The organism is Leptospira yanagawae serovar Saopaulo str. Sao Paulo = ATCC 700523, assembly GCF_000332475.2.
GTDB lineage: Bacteria > Spirochaetota > Leptospiria > Leptospirales > Leptospiraceae > Leptospira_A > Leptospira_A yanagawae.
The window spans coordinates 169,111-187,671 of record NZ_AOGX02000047.1 but is presented as its reverse complement, the minus strand read 5'-3'; the positions used below and the strand labels follow the sequence as shown (position 1 = coordinate 187,671).

Annotated in this window: 17 protein-coding genes and 1 pseudogene; 8 read left to right on the top strand and 10 right to left on the bottom strand. The window is 39.3% G+C overall.

Annotated elements, in window-relative coordinates:
• Positions 1-10 precede the first annotated feature (10 nt).
• Positions 11-3,214, bottom strand: coding sequence for an efflux RND transporter permease subunit (locus LEP1GSC202_RS18965; protein WP_015679211.1), 3,204 nt, complete (start codon positions 3,212-3,214; stop codon positions 11-13).
• A gap of 12 nt (positions 3,215-3,226) precedes the next feature.
• Positions 3,227-5,089 carry a hypothetical protein gene (locus LEP1GSC202_RS18960; RefSeq protein ID WP_015679226.1) on the bottom strand — a complete coding sequence of 621 codons (1,863 nt, stop codon included), beginning with the start codon at positions 5,087-5,089 and terminating at the stop codon, positions 3,227-3,229.
• A 123-nt stretch (positions 5,090-5,212) separates the two neighbouring features.
• Between LEP1GSC202_RS18960 and LEP1GSC202_RS18955 the strand changes: the two genes are divergently transcribed.
• Genes LEP1GSC202_RS18955 through LEP1GSC202_RS18945 form a run of 3 tightly spaced genes read left to right on the top strand, consistent with a single transcriptional unit; the run spans position 5,213 to position 8,938 of the window.
• Positions 5,213-5,872 (top strand): MotA/TolQ/ExbB proton channel family protein, encoded by a 660-nt coding sequence (locus tag LEP1GSC202_RS18955; RefSeq protein WP_015679450.1) that lies wholly within the window; start codon positions 5,213-5,215, stop codon positions 5,870-5,872.
• 11 nt (positions 5,873-5,883) lie between these two features.
• Positions 5,884-6,525, top strand: coding sequence for an energy transducer TonB (locus LEP1GSC202_RS18950; RefSeq protein ID WP_039929587.1), 642 nt, complete (start codon positions 5,884-5,886; stop codon positions 6,523-6,525).
• Between the two features lies 1 nt (position 6,526).
• Positions 6,527-8,938, top strand: coding sequence for a fibronectin type III domain-containing protein (locus tag LEP1GSC202_RS18945; protein ID WP_015679319.1), 2,412 nt, complete (start codon positions 6,527-6,529; stop codon positions 8,936-8,938).
• Between the two features lie 64 nt (positions 8,939-9,002).
• Here LEP1GSC202_RS18945 and LEP1GSC202_RS18940 read toward each other — a convergent pair whose 3' ends face one another.
• Positions 9,003-9,410, bottom strand: coding sequence for an acyl-CoA thioesterase (locus tag LEP1GSC202_RS18940; RefSeq protein ID WP_015679322.1), 408 nt, complete (start codon positions 9,408-9,410; stop codon positions 9,003-9,005).
• Between the two features lie 122 nt (positions 9,411-9,532).
• On the opposite strand from LEP1GSC202_RS18940, the gene LEP1GSC202_RS18935 reads away from it, so the two are divergent.
• Entirely contained in the window at positions 9,533-10,123 is a 591-nt protein-coding gene (locus LEP1GSC202_RS18935) for a TetR/AcrR family transcriptional regulator (RefSeq protein ID WP_015679349.1), read from the top strand.
• Here the strand turns inward: LEP1GSC202_RS18935 and LEP1GSC202_RS20525 are convergent.
• Genes LEP1GSC202_RS20525 through LEP1GSC202_RS18920 form a run of 3 tightly spaced genes read right to left on the bottom strand, consistent with a single transcriptional unit; the run spans position 10,113 to position 12,146 of the window.
• Entirely contained in the window at positions 10,113-10,370 is a 258-nt protein-coding gene (locus tag LEP1GSC202_RS20525) for an LA_0364 family Cys-rich lipoprotein (protein ID WP_039929586.1), read from the bottom strand. The two genes, LEP1GSC202_RS18935 and LEP1GSC202_RS20525, sit on opposite strands and share 11 nt — an antisense overlap.
• Positions 10,367-11,779 (bottom strand): UTP--glucose-1-phosphate uridylyltransferase, encoded by a 1,413-nt coding sequence (locus LEP1GSC202_RS18925; RefSeq protein WP_015679403.1) that lies wholly within the window; start codon positions 11,777-11,779, stop codon positions 10,367-10,369. Before LEP1GSC202_RS18925 ends, LEP1GSC202_RS20525 begins: the two co-directional genes overlap by 4 nt.
• 1 nt (position 11,780) lies before the next feature.
• A complete protein-coding gene (locus LEP1GSC202_RS18920; protein ID WP_015679279.1) occupies positions 11,781-12,146 on the bottom strand; it encodes a hypothetical protein in 366 nt (121 codons plus the stop codon).
• A gap of 112 nt (positions 12,147-12,258) precedes the next feature.
• Between LEP1GSC202_RS18920 and LEP1GSC202_RS18915 the strand changes: the two genes are divergently transcribed.
• Entirely contained in the window at positions 12,259-13,167 is a 909-nt protein-coding gene (locus tag LEP1GSC202_RS18915; protein ID WP_015679203.1) for an esterase/lipase family protein, read from the top strand.
• Between the two features lie 60 nt (positions 13,168-13,227).
• On the opposite strand, the gene LEP1GSC202_RS18910 is transcribed toward LEP1GSC202_RS18915, so the two are convergent.
• From LEP1GSC202_RS18910 to LEP1GSC202_RS18900, 3 genes are all read right to left on the bottom strand, one after another.
• Entirely contained in the window at positions 13,228-13,671 is a 444-nt protein-coding gene (locus tag LEP1GSC202_RS18910) for a four-helix bundle copper-binding protein (protein ID WP_015679275.1), read from the bottom strand.
• A gap of 75 nt (positions 13,672-13,746) precedes the next feature.
• Positions 13,747-14,124 carry a hypothetical protein gene (locus tag LEP1GSC202_RS18905; RefSeq protein WP_015679338.1) on the bottom strand — a complete coding sequence of 126 codons (378 nt, stop codon included), beginning with the start codon at positions 14,122-14,124 and terminating at the stop codon, positions 13,747-13,749.
• Positions 14,125-14,173: 49 nt separating this feature from the next.
• Positions 14,174-15,397 (bottom strand): TraB/GumN family protein, encoded by a 1,224-nt coding sequence (locus LEP1GSC202_RS18900; protein ID WP_015679404.1) that lies wholly within the window; start codon positions 15,395-15,397, stop codon positions 14,174-14,176.
• A gap of 60 nt (positions 15,398-15,457) precedes the next feature.
• On the opposite strand from LEP1GSC202_RS18900, the pseudogene LEP1GSC202_RS18895 reads away from it, so the two are divergent.
• The 3 genes and pseudogenes from LEP1GSC202_RS18895 to LEP1GSC202_RS18885 all read left to right on the top strand — a co-directional run bounded on the left by LEP1GSC202_RS18895 (position 15,458) and on the right by LEP1GSC202_RS18885 (position 17,381).
• Positions 15,458-15,960 (top strand): annotated as a pseudogene (locus tag LEP1GSC202_RS18895) (chemotaxis protein CheD).
• Positions 15,961-15,965: 5 nt separating this feature from the next.
• Complete coding sequence (locus LEP1GSC202_RS18890) at positions 15,966-16,820, top strand: HDOD domain-containing protein (protein ID WP_015679286.1); 855 nt, start codon at positions 15,966-15,968, stop codon at positions 16,818-16,820.
• Between the two features lie 24 nt (positions 16,821-16,844).
• Positions 16,845-17,381 carry a shikimate kinase gene (locus LEP1GSC202_RS18885; RefSeq protein ID WP_015679245.1) on the top strand — a complete coding sequence of 179 codons (537 nt, stop codon included), beginning with the start codon at positions 16,845-16,847 and terminating at the stop codon, positions 17,379-17,381.
• 214 nt (positions 17,382-17,595) lie between these two features.
• On the opposite strand, the gene LEP1GSC202_RS18880 is transcribed toward LEP1GSC202_RS18885, so the two are convergent.
• Positions 17,596-18,543, bottom strand: coding sequence for a TPM domain-containing protein (locus LEP1GSC202_RS18880; protein WP_244147780.1), 948 nt, complete (start codon positions 18,541-18,543; stop codon positions 17,596-17,598).
• Between the last annotated feature and the right edge of the window lie 18 nt (positions 18,544-18,561).

The window sequence follows — 18,561 nt, the reverse complement described above, 5'->3', positions numbered from 1 at the left end:
TCCGTTTTCATCAATCTTCTAAATCTTCGGGCCTAATTTCATAGTCAGGACGGAAAGCACCTTCAATTTTTTCTCGGAGCCTGTCAATGTAACCAAAAACAGCAGGTACCACGATAAGGGTAATCAAAGTGGATAAAACAAGTCCTCCAATGATGGCAATCCCCATGGCCGTTCTCGATTTGGAAGCTTCACCGATTCCTAGGGCAATTGGCAATGTACCTGCAATCATGGCAAGAGAAGTCATTAAGATGGGTCTAAGTCGTTTGGCTCCGGCATCAAAAATTGCCTCATCCCTTGACATCCCATGTTCTTTCATCGCTAACATGGCATGGTCCACAAGTAAAATTGAGTTTTTGGCAACAAGACCCATAAGTAGGATAAGCCCAATCATACTGAATAGATTTAACATCTCACCTGTCAAAGCGAGGGCAAAAAAGGCACCCGAAATGGCCGGTGGGATGGCAAACAGAATCGTAATGGGTGTGATGAACGACTCATAAAGAGACGCTAACACAAGATAGATGAAGATAAGTGCCATTCCAAAGGCAAGCACTATGTTTTGTAATAACTCTTTGAAATCCTCTGATTGCCCCACAAAGGAATATGTGATCCCAGGAGGAGGTGGTAATTTCTCTTTTAAAATTTTTACCGCAGATTCTGAGGCAGATGCAATCGCACCACCAGGAGCTAGGTTTGCATTGATTGGCACCACACGAGAACGGTCTTCTCGGATGATCCTTGCAGGTGATGAACTTTCTTTGCCATCTGCGATGGCGCTCAAAGGAATGAGTCGGTTTTGGATATTGGGAACTCTTGTTTCATAAAAAGACTTTCTGAGATTCCTTTGGTCTTCTCGAAGCCTTAGTCTCACATCATACTCAATTCCACTCTCTAAATACTTTGCTACTTCCCCACCTTCGATGTGGTAACGAAGCTCAGCTCCCATCACTCCTGCGACGACTCCCACCGTTTGCATTTTCGCTCGATCAGGAACCACTTGGAATTCTGGTTTCCCCGTTCTATATGTTGTGTCAACATCCGTAAGGTCTGGAACTTTTCTTAATTCTTCCATCACCTGAAAAGAATAGGATTCTAGATCTTTTAAGTTTTCCCCTTTTAAGTTCAGGTTAAATGGATATTGCACACCACCACCGATCGCAGAATAATCGTTCACCTTAGGGCGAGCTTGTGGATAAGCTTTCAGAACTTCACGAATTTGGTCTTTTACATCACCTGTGGTACGTTTTCGATATTCGGATGGAAGCAGTGCCACACCAATCGTTGCAATGTTTGACTCACCATCAGAATTTCCAACAACTGTTGCTAGAAGTTCCAATTCAGGAACATTTTTGATGATTTCGTTTTGGATTTTTTCTACCATTTCCGAAGTCCCACTTAAGGAAGTTCCAGGTGCCATCTCCACATTCACCATAAACTCCCCTTGGTCGTTCGGTGGGAGGAAGGTTTTTTTCACAAAGGCAAGGGAAAAAATACTAGTGACAAGAGTTAAAAATGTTAAAAGAATTACGGCCCATGGTTTTTTTAATGCAAACTTCATGATGACACCGTACATTCTGTCCAAAAAGTTTTGGAACTTATCAAAATACCGAAGCACAATATTTTTTTCTTTGTGGATATCGTTTTTCCCAGCAAAATAAGCAGATAACATTGGTGCAACGGTCAAACCATCAAAAAGAGAGATGATCATTGCAAATACCACTGTGAGACCAAATTGTTTGAAAAACTGACCGACGATCCCTGATAAAAATCCAATCGGTAGGAAAACAGCAATCACAGTTAAGGACGTTCCAATCACAGCAAGAGTCACTTCTTCCGTTCCCTTCCTTGCCGCGACGATGACCGATTCTCCTTCTTCCAGTTTTCGGAAAATGTTTTCCCTCACCACAATGGCATCGTCAACTAAAAGTCCCACCGCAAGGGATAATGCGAGTAACGTCATCACGTTCATGGTAAATCCCATGGCATACATGATGATGAAAGCACCTAACATGGAGTTGGGGAGAGCCATTCCCGTAATCAAAGTGGAACGAACATTCCCAAGGAATAAATAAACCACAAGGACTGCAAGGAAGATCCCCAAAATGATAGCAATGGTAACGTCTTCAATATTTGCACGGATCCATTTTGACCCATCTCGTATCAAAATGACCTTAGGCGCTCCTTTGAGGTCTTTGATTTGGCCATTGATGGTATCAATTTTGTTTAAGATTCCATCAGCGACTTCAACTGTGTTTGCTCCCGATTGTTTGTAAACATCCAAAAAAAGTGCCTTTTTTTGGACTCTTTCTTTTTTAGGAGCTTCGTATTTGAATAATAATTTCCCAATGATAGAAGGTTCTTCGTGTTCTTCTGTTTTGATAGGAGCATACAACAAACCAAGCGTTTGGCGGTCTTGTAAGGTGTCTTTCACGGAGCCCAAGTCTTTGACAAGCACACCTCGTCCAAATTCACCACCAAATGAAACAACTGTATTTTCAATTTGAGATAGGGATTCGTATTTCGCAACCGTTCGAAAAGAAGTTTCTTTTTCCCCACCTTCCACTTTCCCAGCTGGGATATTCACACCGGAGTTTTTAATTTGGTTCCCAATGGCAATTGCGGGCACTTGGTAGGCATTGATTTTGTTTCGATCCAATTCAATGTGTATCTCACGGCGAGACCCACCAATGATTTTTACAGCACCTACGTTATTTACCTGCTCTAATTTGGTTTTGATTTTTTCCTTTGCCAAATCATAAAGTTCCCCTTCTGGTAGGTCAGCAAATAAAGAAATCCGCATGATGGGTTGGTCCGAGGGATCAAACCTTTGGACAAGTGGTTCCTTAGATGCTTCAGGGAAAAGTGGTTTGACCCTTGCCGTTTTATCCCGTACTTGTTGTTCGGCATATTTGATATCGGTTGTCAAACTGAACTCAGCAAAAACAAGTGATATTCCTTCTTGGTTTCTCGAAGTGATCCGTTTGAGTCCTGAAATGGAACTGAGTTCCTCTTCCAATGGTTTGGAAATAGATGTTTCAATTTCTTCGGGCCCTGCACCAGGGTACACTGTAGACACCACAACAAAAGGGATGTTGATGTCAGGGAATAAATCCACACCAATTCGTTTTAAGGAAATATAACCTGTGATCACCATGATGATCACAAGTGAGGATATAAAAATGGGGCGTTTGATCGAAAAGGAAGCAATACTCATGAATTTCTGTCTCTATTTGATGAGTTTGTATTCTTGTAAACAAGCAATACCGGTACTCTCTCTGTAAGTAGACAGCAATGTTGACTTACTGTTCAACATTTTTGTGCGATTTTCAAATTTTTCTTCCACAAAAGGTTCTGGGCAAACATCACTCAATAAAAGAACAGAATCAAAGTTTGTCCAATCTTTCCATCGGTATTTGTTGTCATTTCGTACCATTCCCTGTTTGTATGTACGAAGTTTCATCGCAAGATCAAAATCCGATGCCAACACCCTACCCTTTGTATCATATTTTTCTTGGAAATGGAAAGCATTGATAAGGATGTATTTTTTATCTGGAGAAATATGTTCTGCAATTTCTCTTGCGGGTTGGAAGTCACTTGCATTCATTCCGCGGTAACAAAACATTTTGGATTCATAAAATTTTCCCGACAAAATCCCTTGTTCATAAACTGAGTTAAAAAAAACAAAACTTGTTGTGAGGATGAGAACAGAAATTGCCGTGATCTTTTGAATTTTATGATCAGCTAATTGAGACAACCTTAAAATCCATAAAAATCCCACAAGCCCAATGGCTGGAATGAATTGCAACACATGCCGTGGCTGTTTGTTCCCAGTTGTGAGTTCCAAAATCAAAAGCTCTAAAAACAAAACGAAAGTTGCTGCTACCAGTGGATCTTTGATTTTACTCCATAATGTTTCTTTTGTGCGCACAAAAAAGTATAACAAAGACAAGGTGGAAAATAATACCAAGGTACGAAAACCCCAAACAAAATCAAAAATTCCAGGTACAGAGGGATCTTTTCCAGGTTCAGTCCAAAGGGTTAAGAAAAAACTCCTTGTATATGCATTTACGATCATTTGGGCATCGATCAGGGCATTCACTCGATCAGGATTCAAAAATAACCATAAAAACGATGGGAAAATCGCATAGGCCCATAATACAACTGCAGTTTTTGGGAATATTTTTTTCACTGCATCTCGGTTACGAAAAAGGTATACCGATAGATCAACAAACAAAACAAAGGTGATTCCAAACATAAACTGTTTGAAACCTTTTTGGTTTAAATTAATTTTTGTGACCACTCGCAGCACAGGCAAAGAAAACACCATTAAGACAACAAAAATCAAATACAATAATCTTATGTTCTTCGCGTAATGTTTTAATAAGTACAATAATACTTCTTTGTATTTCCCAGGAGATCGAATGAGCTCATAAGAAAAACAAGCCATAAAAAACAAAATTCCATACGGATACTTTGTGAAATAAAATCCAAATAAGGAAATGAGTACGAGCCATTTGGTGGTGCCATCAATTTCAGTTTCCTTGTTGTCTTTGTCATACAACCGATAAATTGTATACACAGAAAGTAGCAGAAAAAACATCGACTGGGTTTCCAACATGGAAGACAGTGAATAAGCAGGCACTTCAACTGTTTGAATGGTGAGTATAAATATCAAACTTGAGAATAACCCTGACCAAAAAAGTGATTTGGTCATTCGGAAAGTTGTGTAAACCAAACCTGGGTATACCAAAATCAAAAAGAACATGCCAAGAAAACTATCTCGGTAGGTTTCATACGCATCCGTTGGCAAATACAAAGTAACAAACGTTAAGAGCGAACGTAACGGAGGCCATGTGGGACTTTCTAAAAAGGGCATCACACCATAAAACCAATTTCCGTTTCGAAAATCGACATACTGGTCAAGGACTTGGTTGAGTCGTATGTTTTCATCCCAAGACAAAAAGTCTTTGTTGGGGCAAATTTGTAGGAATGTCTCCCAAGATTTTGTAGCATAGAACACGACGAGAAATACGCCGAAACCAATGAAAAGAACCCCAAAACTGTTCAGAAGAATGTTTTTTGCCTTCATACCAATCCTTGGAATCATTCTTTCTTTGGGGTGGAATTGGGATCAACCGAAGTTCTTTTTCTTTAAATTTTCTCTTTGATTGTAGTTCATAGGATTGGATTCTGTCCGTTAGAAGGTTCCAAAATGCAAGAATTCGTAGACCTTGGGGAAAAAATCATCTTCCTCGTGATGTTACTCGCGAGTGTTCTCGCCATTGCTGTTTTCATCGAAAGGTTCATTGTTTATAAACGTAATTTTAACAAAGAATCGGAGTCACTTCTCGATTCACTTACACTTCTCATCCGCCACCGTGATCTGAAAGGCACTGAGAAATTACTCGAAACCCATCCCATGGAAAATTCCTATACTCGCTTCATCCATTTTGTTTTGGAAAGGGAAAAAGAAAACCACAAGGGTTTGTCAGAACTTATGGAAGGAAAAATTTTAAAAGAACGCCTGAGTTTGGAAGAACGACTCCCGATCTTAAACACACTTGGGAACAATACTCCCTTCATTGGATTACTCGGAACGGTCCTTGGTGTGATCAAAGCGTTTTATGGTTTGGGAACTCTTGGAAATTCTGGTGCAGAGGTGGTGATGCGAAGTATCTCAACGGCACTTCTTGCAACGGCAGCTGGACTTGCAGTGGCCATTCCTGTGGTTATGGCAAATAACTACTTCACTCGCAAAATGAAACTAGTGATTGGGCATTTGGAAATCCTATCCAAAGAAATCCATGCTAGTTTTATAACGAGTGGAAAACACAACCAATCGTCTAGTTCCACACCGAATATTCACCATTAAACATTGAATTTATGAAGTCATTTACATTGTTTCTACAATACAAATTAAGAAGGTTTGGACTTTTCCGAGCTAGTCTTTTTGCCTCTGTCAGTTTACATGTATTTTGTTATTTAATTTATTTCATCCTCACCTTACCAAGTGAAGCTGCTTTCCAAGAAACTTCTATGGAAGATGTGGATGTTTCCTTTGAAGAGATTCCTCCAGAACTCATCGGTGGAACGTCTAGTCCTGCCCCTGTTGAAAAACAAGAATGGGTGGAAGGATCAAACAAAGATGCCGAAGACAAACCAGACAATTCTGACTTAAACCCAAACCAACTTTCAGGAAATGGAACAGACAAAGATGGGTACTTGTTTTCGTTTAATGGAGACAGACCACCTACTCCCATCATTGATTTTGATCTCAAATCATACTTCCCTGAAGCAGCCAAAGCAGCCAATATCACCCAAAAGACTGTCGTTGTCATGGTACAAGTGGATGAACAAGGTGTATTACAAGGGGTGAAAATTGTTTCGGGTCGTGCGGGGTATGGGTTTGATGAAGCTGCCATTCGAATCATCCAAAGGGCAAGATTTTCACCTGGATATGATAAAGGAAAACCAACCAGAATGGCACATCGTTTGCCAATCAGTTTCGACTTAGAAGAGGATTAAGATGTTTCAAAATACAAAACAAAAAATTGCTCTTGGCAGTCTATTTTTTATAATTGGGTTAATCATTGTTAGCTTTCAATCCAAACCCATTACTGGGAAAACCGAAACCAAATCATCTCTCAAAAAACCTGGTTTAACTCCTGATCCTTTTGCGCTTTACCAAAGCATTCCTCCTTATATATCCGAACTCACAAATTCAGATTTACCTTCTAGTATCGACCTAAGTCCTGATTTTCCTACACCTATGGACCAAGGGATTGGGAAAGATAATGTTGGTTATACGGTAGGATATGGGCTTATTTCCTATATAGAAGCAGGAAAAAAAGGAATTCGAAATCTTTCAACGATTGGTCCGAGTTCCGCCAATGGACAAAAACTCCTTTATTCAGCTAATTTTATTTATAACCAATTGAATAGTGGAAAAGACCAAGCAGTTTCACTTCTCGATGCTTTGGTCCTTGCGACAAGCCGAGGGTCCGTACCTATGGAACAAATGAATGAAGGGAATTCAAACATTCGCACAAAACCAAAAGCCAATATCGTAGAACAAGGACGGAAAGCAAGGCTTGGTCACATTTTCAAAATTGATCCACATGATTTAAATTCCGTTAAACTCGCCTTAACTGAAAAAAAACCTGTACTAATCGGTTACCTGGTTTATGAAAACTTTTTGGATCCAAAACCGGATGCCGTTTACAACCAAGGTGCAGGAGAAGTGTTAGGTGCCCAGTCTCTCGTCATCCTAGGATTTAATGAAAAAAAGAAAGCCTTCAAAGTATGGAATACTTGGGGAACCCAATGGGGTGACCAAGGAATGCTTTGGATTTCTTATGAAAGTTTTCCAAAACATACAAAATCCATTTACGTTGCAGAAAGAGCTTCAGAAAACCAACTACTTACCGAATCAAAACTGTTTAATGTTTTAGAATCGTTAGAATATGGCGAACACAACCTTTTTCCACCAAAGGAAGTGTATGCTTCTCGTGGAGATTTTTCTGATCGGATTCGGATTTCATGGTCGAGTGAAAAACGAGCCATTGGGTACGAAGTGTACAGGAAACGAAAAATAGATACAAAATACCAACTGGTTGGGCTTTCTAAAAGACCAAGTTTTGATGATTTTGGTGTTCAAAAAAATACTGCTTACCATTACCGAGTAGCGAGTTTAGATGAAAATTATATCTCAAAACCATCTATAGAATCAAATGATGGTTATGCGTCAGAAGAACCAAAACCTTCTGGAATTTTACCTGTCACAAACTTACGAGCAAGTGTTGCCCCCACAAATGATCGGATCGTTTTAGAATGGGACAACCAACCGATTCCTACAACATACGCGGTATACAAATGGAATGCTATGGCACGTATCTTTCGTTTCTTAGGTAAAACTGAAAAAAACACATACACCGACTTAAAAGCAAGTCGTAATGGGGATAATGAAATTTACCAAGTGATCCCAGAACGAAACCAATTGGAAGGAGAGGCCAGTTTTTATGTTTCGGCTCACTTAGATCCTTCTGAAGTTTTAAAACCAAGACCAGAACATTTCACAGCATCCAAAGGTTTGTACCCTGGAGTTACCGTATTACAATGGGAAGGTTCTCCGAGCGCCACTTTTTATCACATTTTTCGAAAAAAAGATGGAGTTTGGAAACGCATTGCAAAAACGACCGAGTTACAATACAAAGACCAAGACAATTCAGTTAAAGAAACGTTTTATGTTGTTACTTCTGAGTTTGAAGGTGAATTATTTAGCCTTCCATCAGAACCTGACTTGGGTTATGCGTCACTCGTGGCAGGCAGATCCTTACAGTTGAAAGCACCCGAGTTAACAGTAACAGAGAATCCAAAGATAGGTGAATTTTCGTTACGATGGAATTCCATTCCTAAAGTCACATCCTATAAAATATTAATGCGAAAAAAGAATGAAGAAGATTGGACTTTGGTCAAAGAAACATCTGAAACGAATTTTAAATTGCAAAACCTTGCCAAAAATCAATTTTATTTTTTTGTGATCCAATCTGTTCAAAAAGGTGTGGGAGAAAGTTTGTTTTCCACTCCTGTGAGTGCAGTATTATCGGAAACCGTTCCTGATATCAAAAAGATCAAAACCTTTGGTGAGTCTGCCATTCAAAAGTTTATTGGTCCTTGGACTGCGATGTACTGGGACGGGAAAAATAAAGTAAAACCGATTCGTTTGTCCATTGAAGCAGAAGACGTAGATGGAAACATCATCATGAAATGGAACGAAAACGAAATCTTCCGTGGTAAAAATATTGTTGATTCAGATTTAATCGAAGAAAAAGGGAAATGGAAAATCAAACTTTCTCCCAGTTACGAATCTCTTTCGGGAGAATTTGAAGACAAAGGATTGGTTCCAGAAAAAAGCCAACTCTCCTTTATTCGAGAGTGATTGATTCACACCACGATTAGAACCAATCGTGGCATTTGGATTAAAAAAAGATTTAAGAATACAATCAAACGGCCGCTAGGTTATCAAAATAATGTTTTGGAACTTTCCAAGGTCGTTTTTTTGCAAAATCAAAAAAAATAGCTGAGAAAAACGCTTCGCAGACAAGTGCACCGTCTGAGACACGATACATGTTTTGCACCACAGTCCCTCGGATTTGTGTCATGTCCCGAAATCCAGTTTCAATGCGAACGGATTCTGGGTGGTTTAATGCTTTGTGGTAATTCAATTCTGCTTTCATGACAACGGGACCCACTAAGTTTTCCCGCATCTCCCGAATCGAAAAACCGATGGTTTCCAATGCCTGCATCCTTGCTTCATCAAAATAGGATTGGTACACACCATTATTCACATGCCCGTTGGCATCCAAATGGCTCCAAAGGACGGGTATTTCAGTCGTATGGACGATTTTCATAGGAACTCTCTCCTCTCTTCCTCCCAGAATTAGACAGACCGTCCTGTCTGCCAACTAAAAAACAGACAATTCTGTCTATTTATGATTTCCCTTCCCTGGAGTTTCTGCTAACATGGAAAGGCATGAAACCCTCTCCCAAACTTCGGATCCTAGAAATCGCCAAAAATCGGTTCTACCGACAAGGCTATTACCACACGGGCATCAACCAAATCATAAAGGAATCCGAAACGGCCAAAGCAAGTTTTTATGACCATTTTCCCTCCAAACAGAGTTTAGGTGTACACGTGATCAGAGCCTATGGTGTGGATGTTTTGGTGTGGTTTCGCGGGATCCTTCGTAAGTCAAAAACTCCAAATGATTTCATCCGGGAAATGACAAATGCAATCTTAAATCAAATCCATTCAAATGAATCCTACTACCAAGGTTGTCCTATCGCGATTTTTTCCTGCCAGTTTCCAGTGGGAGAGATACCATTTAGCGAAGAGTTCAAACGAATCGTTGTTCGTTGGGAATCCCTCTTTGTGATGACCATTGCAAAATGGAAAGAAAAAGGGTACCTTCGCTCCGATACCAGTGAAATTTCTTTGGCAAGAGATTTGATCACTCTTTATGAGGGTGCACTGATCAATTGGCGTATCTCATTAAATGAAGACTATATCAGTAGGGTCTTTGACCAAATGAAAGAACGATTGAAATTAGAGACTAAAAAATAGTTCCACTTTCACAGTTTTTACGGCAAATTTTTTCCAAACCAAGGCAACTGCTTGCAAGTGCCACCAAATCAGCGTTACTGTATTCTGTAGCCCCGGTTGATACTCGATAAAAAACATCGTTCCGCAAAAAACATGCACCTTCAATTGTAGAACATTTGTTCCTTTCATAACATGCTGTACGAAAGGAAAATGGTGATCCACAATTTAATAGAGAGACGATGAAAATAAAAAATCCAATATTTCTCATAGAACAACAGTTTGGTTTTCAAACTCTGTTTTGGAAAGGGATGAAATTTTTTTCATACTTCCCGATTGGTTTTGGAATTTGACTTTGCCTCGTAAGGAAATGGGAACATCAAACAAAATCTCACCTTCTACTACCAATTCTTCACAATACAGTAAGGATGGTAAAACGAGAAACAATGCATCAAATTGTTGGATTTTTTTATAATGTTTCTCATCCAAAAGAACAAGCACCTCTCCTAGACCCTTTTCTTTTCTTTCTTTTGCCATTGTTAAAGAAAAATCTTCGTTTAAAACATAGGCATCGGAACGCCGGATCAAATAATCTTCCGTTTTTTTCACTGGCGCAAATCGGTCTCTTGGAATGATGATTCCTTTAAATTTAGAAAAATTCCCAACTGCACTTCCCATGGCTGTTTCTAATTGGATCACATCTTTTCCATCAACTTGTTTTGGATTTACAATGAGTGACAAAGAAAAGTTTCCTTCTTGGAATCTCTCTTTTAACGCACGTAAGTTGATCCATAAATTGTTTGTGGAAAAAGTTCTGAATTTTCCTAGTCCACTAAATTCATGTTCGTGTTCTTTTGGAACTTGTGCAGTCTCTAGAAGTTCATACTGCACCATTTTTCCACCGACTATCTTTCGATAGATTGCTCCGCCTTTTTTATCCGCAAGAGTTTTAGGTGTCATCTCCATAGCAAAATGGATGTTCTCTTTGAGTAAAAAGGAAACGATATGAGGATCAACAGTGGCTCCCAAATTATCGCCATTGGAAAGGAATGCGATTTCAAAACCTTTGTTTAATAACTCATCTAAGATTCCTTCTTCCATCATGGTGAAATAAATATCACCATGGCCCGGTGGGCACCAGTTTTCTTTTTCCTGGTTGGACTTCAGAGGGGCAAAGGTTTTCGTTTCTAACCTTGGAACTTTATGTTGTAAAAAACTTGAACGTAACGACTGTTTGAATCCGTTTTTTTGTAATTCTTTTTGTGAATCCTCTTGTGTATTATAAGAATCCATAAATAAAAGGGGAACTTCAATTCCATACCGGCTTCGTAAGGATTCGATTTGTTTTGCCATAACGGCTAAAAATGAATAAGAATCTTTGATTGGGATAAGAGACTTTGCTTGGTTAAGACCCATACTTGTCCCAAGTCCCCCGTTTAATTTGATCACAACCAACTTGGATAATAAGGATGGATCAAGTGGGTAAGAGGAATGGATTTCTTCCAAAGAAATTTCATCCGTCTTTGGATCCAAATCTCCTACTTCCTCCCAACGAACGATCCCTGTTTCCCCTTGGCGGACTGCATCCACTTTGGAGATAAAATCATCGATAAAGGCCTGAGAGAGACCAGCTTTTTGCATGGTATCTCGGATGAGTTGGTCAGAGCTTTCTTTTTGCATTTCATTTCCCTTCATGTGGTTCCCCAAGTTCGATCCGGTGGGGTTCTTCGTTGATTCCCGGATTCCAGAAAAGGAACACAATGATGTTACGTCCTTCCGATTTCGGAACCGCGACTGTCTCTTTCCTTTCGTATTTTGGCATAAACACTTCAAAATTGTACACCCAATACTTCCCTTTTTTTCGAGAAACCTGTCGGATTCCCTGACCTAAAGGGTCTTTTCGTAGGAGTTTTCCATACGGAAGTGGGTATTTGGTCTCCCAAATTTGTGGGAGTAACTTGGCCGCCTCATCGTAACCACCTGGACTGGCCAAAAGGAAGGACGGCAGTACCAAAAAAGATAAAATGACACATACCAATTGGAACATAGGAACCTAAAAGGCAATCCTATGTGAGTACGGTTATCGGTCAATTCAGGATTTCTTACTTTGCGTTTGATTTTCATAGACAAGAATTGTGTCGGATTGAATCATTTAATTCATGTTTCGATTCATTGAATATCTGGAACGTTTTTGGGCCTTATTGTCATTTTATCTTCCTAGTCATTTAACCGTGGAACGGAATCAGGATAAAAATATCCTCATTGTCCCTGGGTTCAAAGCTGGTAGGTCTTATTACCTCCGATTAAAATCCAATTTAGACAATTTGGGATTCAAAGTGGGCATTTTGTCCACATTACGGAACCCTACTTCCTTGGAAGAGGCAGTTGGGTATCTTGCCAAACAAATCTTAACAGCACCTAACGAAGTCACTTTGATCGCTCATAATACAGGTGGGCTTTTGGTTTTGATTTTACCTGATGAAGCAAGACGAAAGGTAAAACGACTCATCACCTTAGGAACTCCATTCCATGGATCGGATAGTTTCACCAATACTCGTTACTCGTATTGGGGTTATGAATCAGACTGGGTGAAAATGAATAACAAAAATGCTCTATTTTTTCCGTTGTTCCAACCCCTTTCTGCAATTGAAGATTTTAGTTTCCCTCCACAAGAAAGTACGGAGTTTGGGCAAGGTCGGGATTTGTGGTTTGATATCCCTGGTAACTATAACCTTGTTAGGCGAAATGAAAACATCAGAACCCTTCGTGAATTTTTAGGAACACCAAAAGATAGTATCAACATCACACCCAACCCAAAGGCAAATCCTGACTTTGCGGTTCCAAAAAAAATAGAAGTGGATTTTTCAAAATTTGAGCCCTCTGTTTACAAAAAAAACAAAGAAAGTTTGGCAAAAAAGAAATCTCCATCAAAAAAAACCGAGTCCAAGCCAGCAACAAAAGCAAAACCTAGCAACAGTTTGGCGGCAAAACCAGGTTCCAAAGGAAAATCCAATCCAAAATCAAAAACAGTTCCCAAACCTAAGGCCAAAAAGAAAACAAAACGTTAAACATTAAAAAAGCTGCCCACCTAACAATGGACAGCTTTTTTAGTAAATTCGGATTTCGAATTATACTTTTTTTAATTCTTTAACGCAAGCAAGACAACTATCTCGGCATTCTTTACAAACCGCATGATGGTTGGCATGTTTGTCACATTCTTTGGCGCATGCTTCACAAACTTCAATACAAAGATTTGCCAATTTTTTAGTAAAGGAAGAGTTTTGGCTCGCAAGTTTCACAAACGAATCACAAAGGCTAATCACTTCCCGAGTGGATGCCGCACAAACTGCCATCGCTTTGTCCCCTTTCCCAAGTTCGGTGAGGCAGTGACTTAAACATACCTCAGAGGACAATTTGCAATGGATTGCTGCCATCATGGCTTTTGCATACTTGGATTTGCCAGCAGTTGGCATGGCACCCGAATGGTCATGGTCTTCTGCGGAAAGTGTGGATAAAATTCCAGAAACAGCCACTGCCATCCCTGCTTTTTGTAATAATTCTTTACGGTTCATAATCGATTCCTTGTTTATCAATTGTTTAAGAGCTAAAAATCAATGTGGTCACCTAACAGAGTCGGTGTGCCAATCTCAAATCAAAAGTCGAATCGTACGAATGGGTGAATGGGTAGGAAGTCGTGTTTCTCTAAAAGAGAATCCAATCTGAGTTTGTTCCATTGAGAGAGTGGAATCTTTAGATGGAAAGGAATGAACCCACAATACCGAGGAAACATATGGTTTTCCTAGAATGGTCGCAGAGTCATTGGGAGATTGGAGTGAATCTAAAATAATGGGGCAATCACAACTTTCGTTATTGGCTGTGTTTTTGTTTTCCGTTTGGTGGCAAGGAGGGAGTTTTTTTGTTTCAACGAAGGCATCGGGAGATAGGCATACCCCAAATAGAGAGGATTTACACCCTAAATACAAAAGAAACAGTAGAATGAATCCTAAACTTGCCTTCCGTTTCATACTTGTTCCTGTCTCTTAGACGAAATTCCTACTCAATCATTTTACCAGTTTAAAATAAATTCTTCAATCCTTTTCCTGCGACAAGAAAGGTTCCGATTGTGGATCCAAATTGTGGAAGGAAAAATACCAAAAAGATATGGATCACTCGGTTTTTCCAAAATCCGGACAATGATTCTGAGTCTTCTGCGATCCGTTCAAAATCTTCCACTAAAGGTTTCCTTAAATAGGATTCCGAAAGGGCACTCACCCAACCTGCTTTGAAGATTGGCAAAAAAGTTCCAATCGGTGCTGTGATAAAGGCAAGTAAAATTGATATGGGATGAGCCCAAGCGATGAGAGCACCTAGAGCCGCAAGCCCACCTTTGATGTAGATGAGTTTGGATACTAAATCCATCCCAGCCTCTCCACCTTGTGAATAGGTTGTGTATCCAATGAGTCCTGCAAAAAAAATTGGATAGATTGCCAAACTTAGACTGTCCCAAATTTTTTTTTGGGGGACTTCGTCTAACGGAGCCAAGTCGTTTTGTAAATCTATGTTTCTGCTAATGCCAGCGAGATGGCCTGCCCCAACAACTGCTACTACCTTTTTCACTTTTTTGTCCAGAGTAGACAAACGGATTTTTTCCGCTAAGTACACATCTCTTTCGTCAATGATCACATTTTTTACGGATTCGTATTTTTTTGGAATTTGGGTAAAAAGATCCTTTAAGATATCATCAGATTTCATTTCTTCAATTTTTTCATCGGATACATCTTCCTTTACAAGAAGTGATGCAAGAAGGGCACTGAAAAGATACATTTTAGAAAAAAATCCGACATTGCCCCAAGAACGTTTGAGTGTGGTTTGGATTTCTCGATCCACCGCAACCACAGGTATACGTAGAGACCTACCAAGTGAGATTGCTTTTCGCATCTCGTCCCCTGGTTTGATATCTTGGTTTCCCATTTTCTTTTGAAAAGAAGAAAGGATAAGACTTGATAAAAGTAACCACATCTTTCTTTCTTTGAATACTTTAAAGATATCTAATTTTTTAAGATAGTCTGGGTCTTCCACAGACTTCATTCGTGATTCACATAACTCAACACAAATGACATCTGGTTTGATGTCCTGGATCATTTTTTCAACTTCATCCACACTTTGTTTGGAAATATGGGCAGTTCCTAAAATGTGGACTTCCGTTTTGTCAATGGTTTTAAACAGGTAAGGTTCTTTGGTTTTGAAACCTTTTTTGGTAGATTTTCTTGGTTGAGCAGTTTTTTTGATTGAACGCATAATGAGAAGTGACTATCTATTATACCTAAATAACGGTTCCACTCTCTAGAAACAAGTAGAATGTCTATAAAATCCAAAATCATCAATGTGGGAATTGCTGACATTAAGGTCGGAAAGGATACGGATGTACTCCGCACGACTCTCGGTTCCTGCATCGGAATCGTCTTATACGATCCCGATCAAAAAATCGGTGCAATTTCTCATATCATGCTCGCAAAAGACCCAACAGGAAAAGACATGAGTAAGTTTCCTCATAAATATGGTGAATCCGCTCTTCCTATCCTCATCGATATGATGAAAAAAGAAGGTTCGAATATCGGACAGTATTCTTGTCGAATTTTTGGCGGCGCCTCCATGTTCAAAGGGATCAATTCCCAATTTTTACAAAACATTGGGGAACAAAACATTGCCATTGTCAAAAAGTACATGGAAGAAAAAAAATCCCAATCATTGTTGAAGATATAGCGGGTAATGAAGGTAGGACAATCAGCCTCTATTGTGATGATGGAAGAGTATTGTTAAAAAAAGCTGGTATGGAAAAATACCTTTATAAGGTGCGTTAGGCGATATGCTAAAATCAAAAGTTGATGAAGTATTACAAGACGTAAACAAACTACCGGCCATCTCATCGGTTGTTTCTCAAGTACTGGAGAAATTACAAAAACCAGATGTCAATATTGCCGACCTAGCCCAGGAAATCTCCAAAGACCCTGCGATCACAGCCAATGTGATTAAACTATCGAATTCTGCTTATTACCGGGCTTCCAAACCCATTCGTACAGTCCAAGAAGCTTTGATGACACTTGGGATCAAAACTGTTAAAGAAATTGTATTATTAACGGCGGCAAAAGGTATTTTAGCCCAAGACTTAAATAGTTACCAACTCGAAGCTGCACAACTTTGGACAGCCTCCTTACTTGTTGCCGAACTATCGAGTAAAATCGTACAACATAAAAAATTAAAAATCGATAAAGACCTGGCTTTCACTTCAGGGCTTCTTTGCAGTGTTGGTAAAATTGTTTTAGCACAGTTTTTTAGTCCAGTGATGATGCAAATCAAAACAGATTTAAAAAACAACCAAGAACCATTCCCTACTTTAGAGAAAAAATACTTTGGATACACTCATATGGAAGTTTCGGAAAACTTGTTAAAACGATGGAACTTCCCATCAGAACTAACAGATGTTGTGGCAAACTACCTCACACCTGAAGCTTCCAAAGTGAACCCTCTTCTTACATCCGTTGTCCACATTGCAAGTATACTTATTGTTGTCTCTGGAATTGGAATTGATATAGGTGGAGAATCGGTTCCCATTTCACCGTTTGCTCTTAGCCAAACAGGGGTTACAGATGCTGACATTGAAACATATTTTGTTCATATCCCTGACTTACAAGCTGGCCTTGCTGATTTGTTGAATGTGTAGTTCTGACCTTTTGTTAGTTTTCAAATGAACATCATTTTAATCGGTGCAAGGGGAGCTGGAAAATCAAAAGTTTCCCGCTCTCTATCCAAACAAACAGAAATCCCTGTCGTCTCTACTGATTCTATCGCGGTTTATGAGGGAGGAGGATTGCCTATCCCTGAGTTTGTAGAGAAAAACGGATGGAAAGTATTTAGAGAATTAGAATATTCCATCCTTCAGAAATTGGAACATGCAAATGGGATCATTTTGGACTGTGGTGGTGGAATTTTATTTGATTTGGATGACTCTGGGAACGAAGTTTTAAGTACTAGGAAATTAGATTTACTCCGAAAGATCGGAAGGATTGTGTACTTAGAACGAGGCATTGACGAACTTGTGGAAAAAGTAAAGGGAGATAAAACTAGGCCCGACCTTTCCAAAATCACTTCTTACCGCACCATTTTAGAAAAAAGACTCCCAGTCTACCAAGAGGCCGCGCATTTTAAATTGAACCTATCTAAACTTTCCAAAGAAGAAGCCGCCGAACGAATTTTGGACTGGCTCGGAATCAAATCTAAATGATTTTAGACAATTTCTTACTTTATACATCGCATTCAGACCTAGAAATTTTTTTTTAGCGTTTGCAGATTGTTTCAGTTTACACATTCACAATGAAGTGATTCATAGATTCTTATGATCATACTTCATTTGACCCGTATGATTTTCAAACGTATCTAAAATGACAAAGGAATCCCGCACCCAATGATTCCTTTAAGACTTTGCCACCTTCCTCAATTCACCAACTCCCACTCGCACCACCTCCACCAAAACTCCCTCCTCCCCCACTGAATCCACCACTAGAACCACCTGAAGACCCACTCCCACTTCGACCTGAAAACCCTCCAGAGGAAAAGTGCACATTGTCCGTTACTTTTTTAGCCATTTTTTTCACCCAATTTAATTGATTCCTAGTTAGGCGAACAAAAATAAATCCAAAAATGTATGCCAAATTACATCCCAACCAAGCATAATACCCAAAAAACATGGTTGGAACCCATTGGAAAAATACCAATACAAAGACAAACATCCCAACTCCTTGGTCTTCATAGTGAAATGAAGTAATGAATCCAAACAAAAATAAAACAGAAACAAAAATCATACCGACTGGGTATAAAAACAAATTTCCTTTGAAATCAAATCCTCTAAAGGATTGGAACTCTTCGAAAAAAGAAGGTTCTTCGGGAGTGATCCCAAGATCTGCCGTTTCCAGTAACTCTTTTAATCCTAAACGAAGTCCTTCTTCATAATCACCATTTCGAAATTGTGGGATAAAAAAATCTCGAATGACGCGCTTGCAATAAACATCTGTTAAGACTCCTTCTAAACCATATCCTACTTCAATGCGAACCTTTTTATCCTCCGTTGCAAGTAAGATCAGGACCCCATTATCAATTCCTTTTTGTCCCAGTTTCCAAGTTTCCGCTACCTTCAGGCTATATTCTTCTAAAATTTCTCCTTCTAACGAATGTACGATGAGAATCGCAAACTGATTGGAAGTTTTTTCTTCATATTCCTTTAATATGTTTTCCAAAAAGTCTGCTTCTCTGTTTGAAATGGTTCCTTCTTCCCAGGTCACTCTCCTTTCCAAACTGGGAATCTCCTTTGCATCCAATCCCAAAAGAAAGAAATACAAAAAGGAAAGTAGAAAGATTCCGAAACAAAGTTTAGAAAATATAAATTTCATCGCCATAGGGTAGTTGAC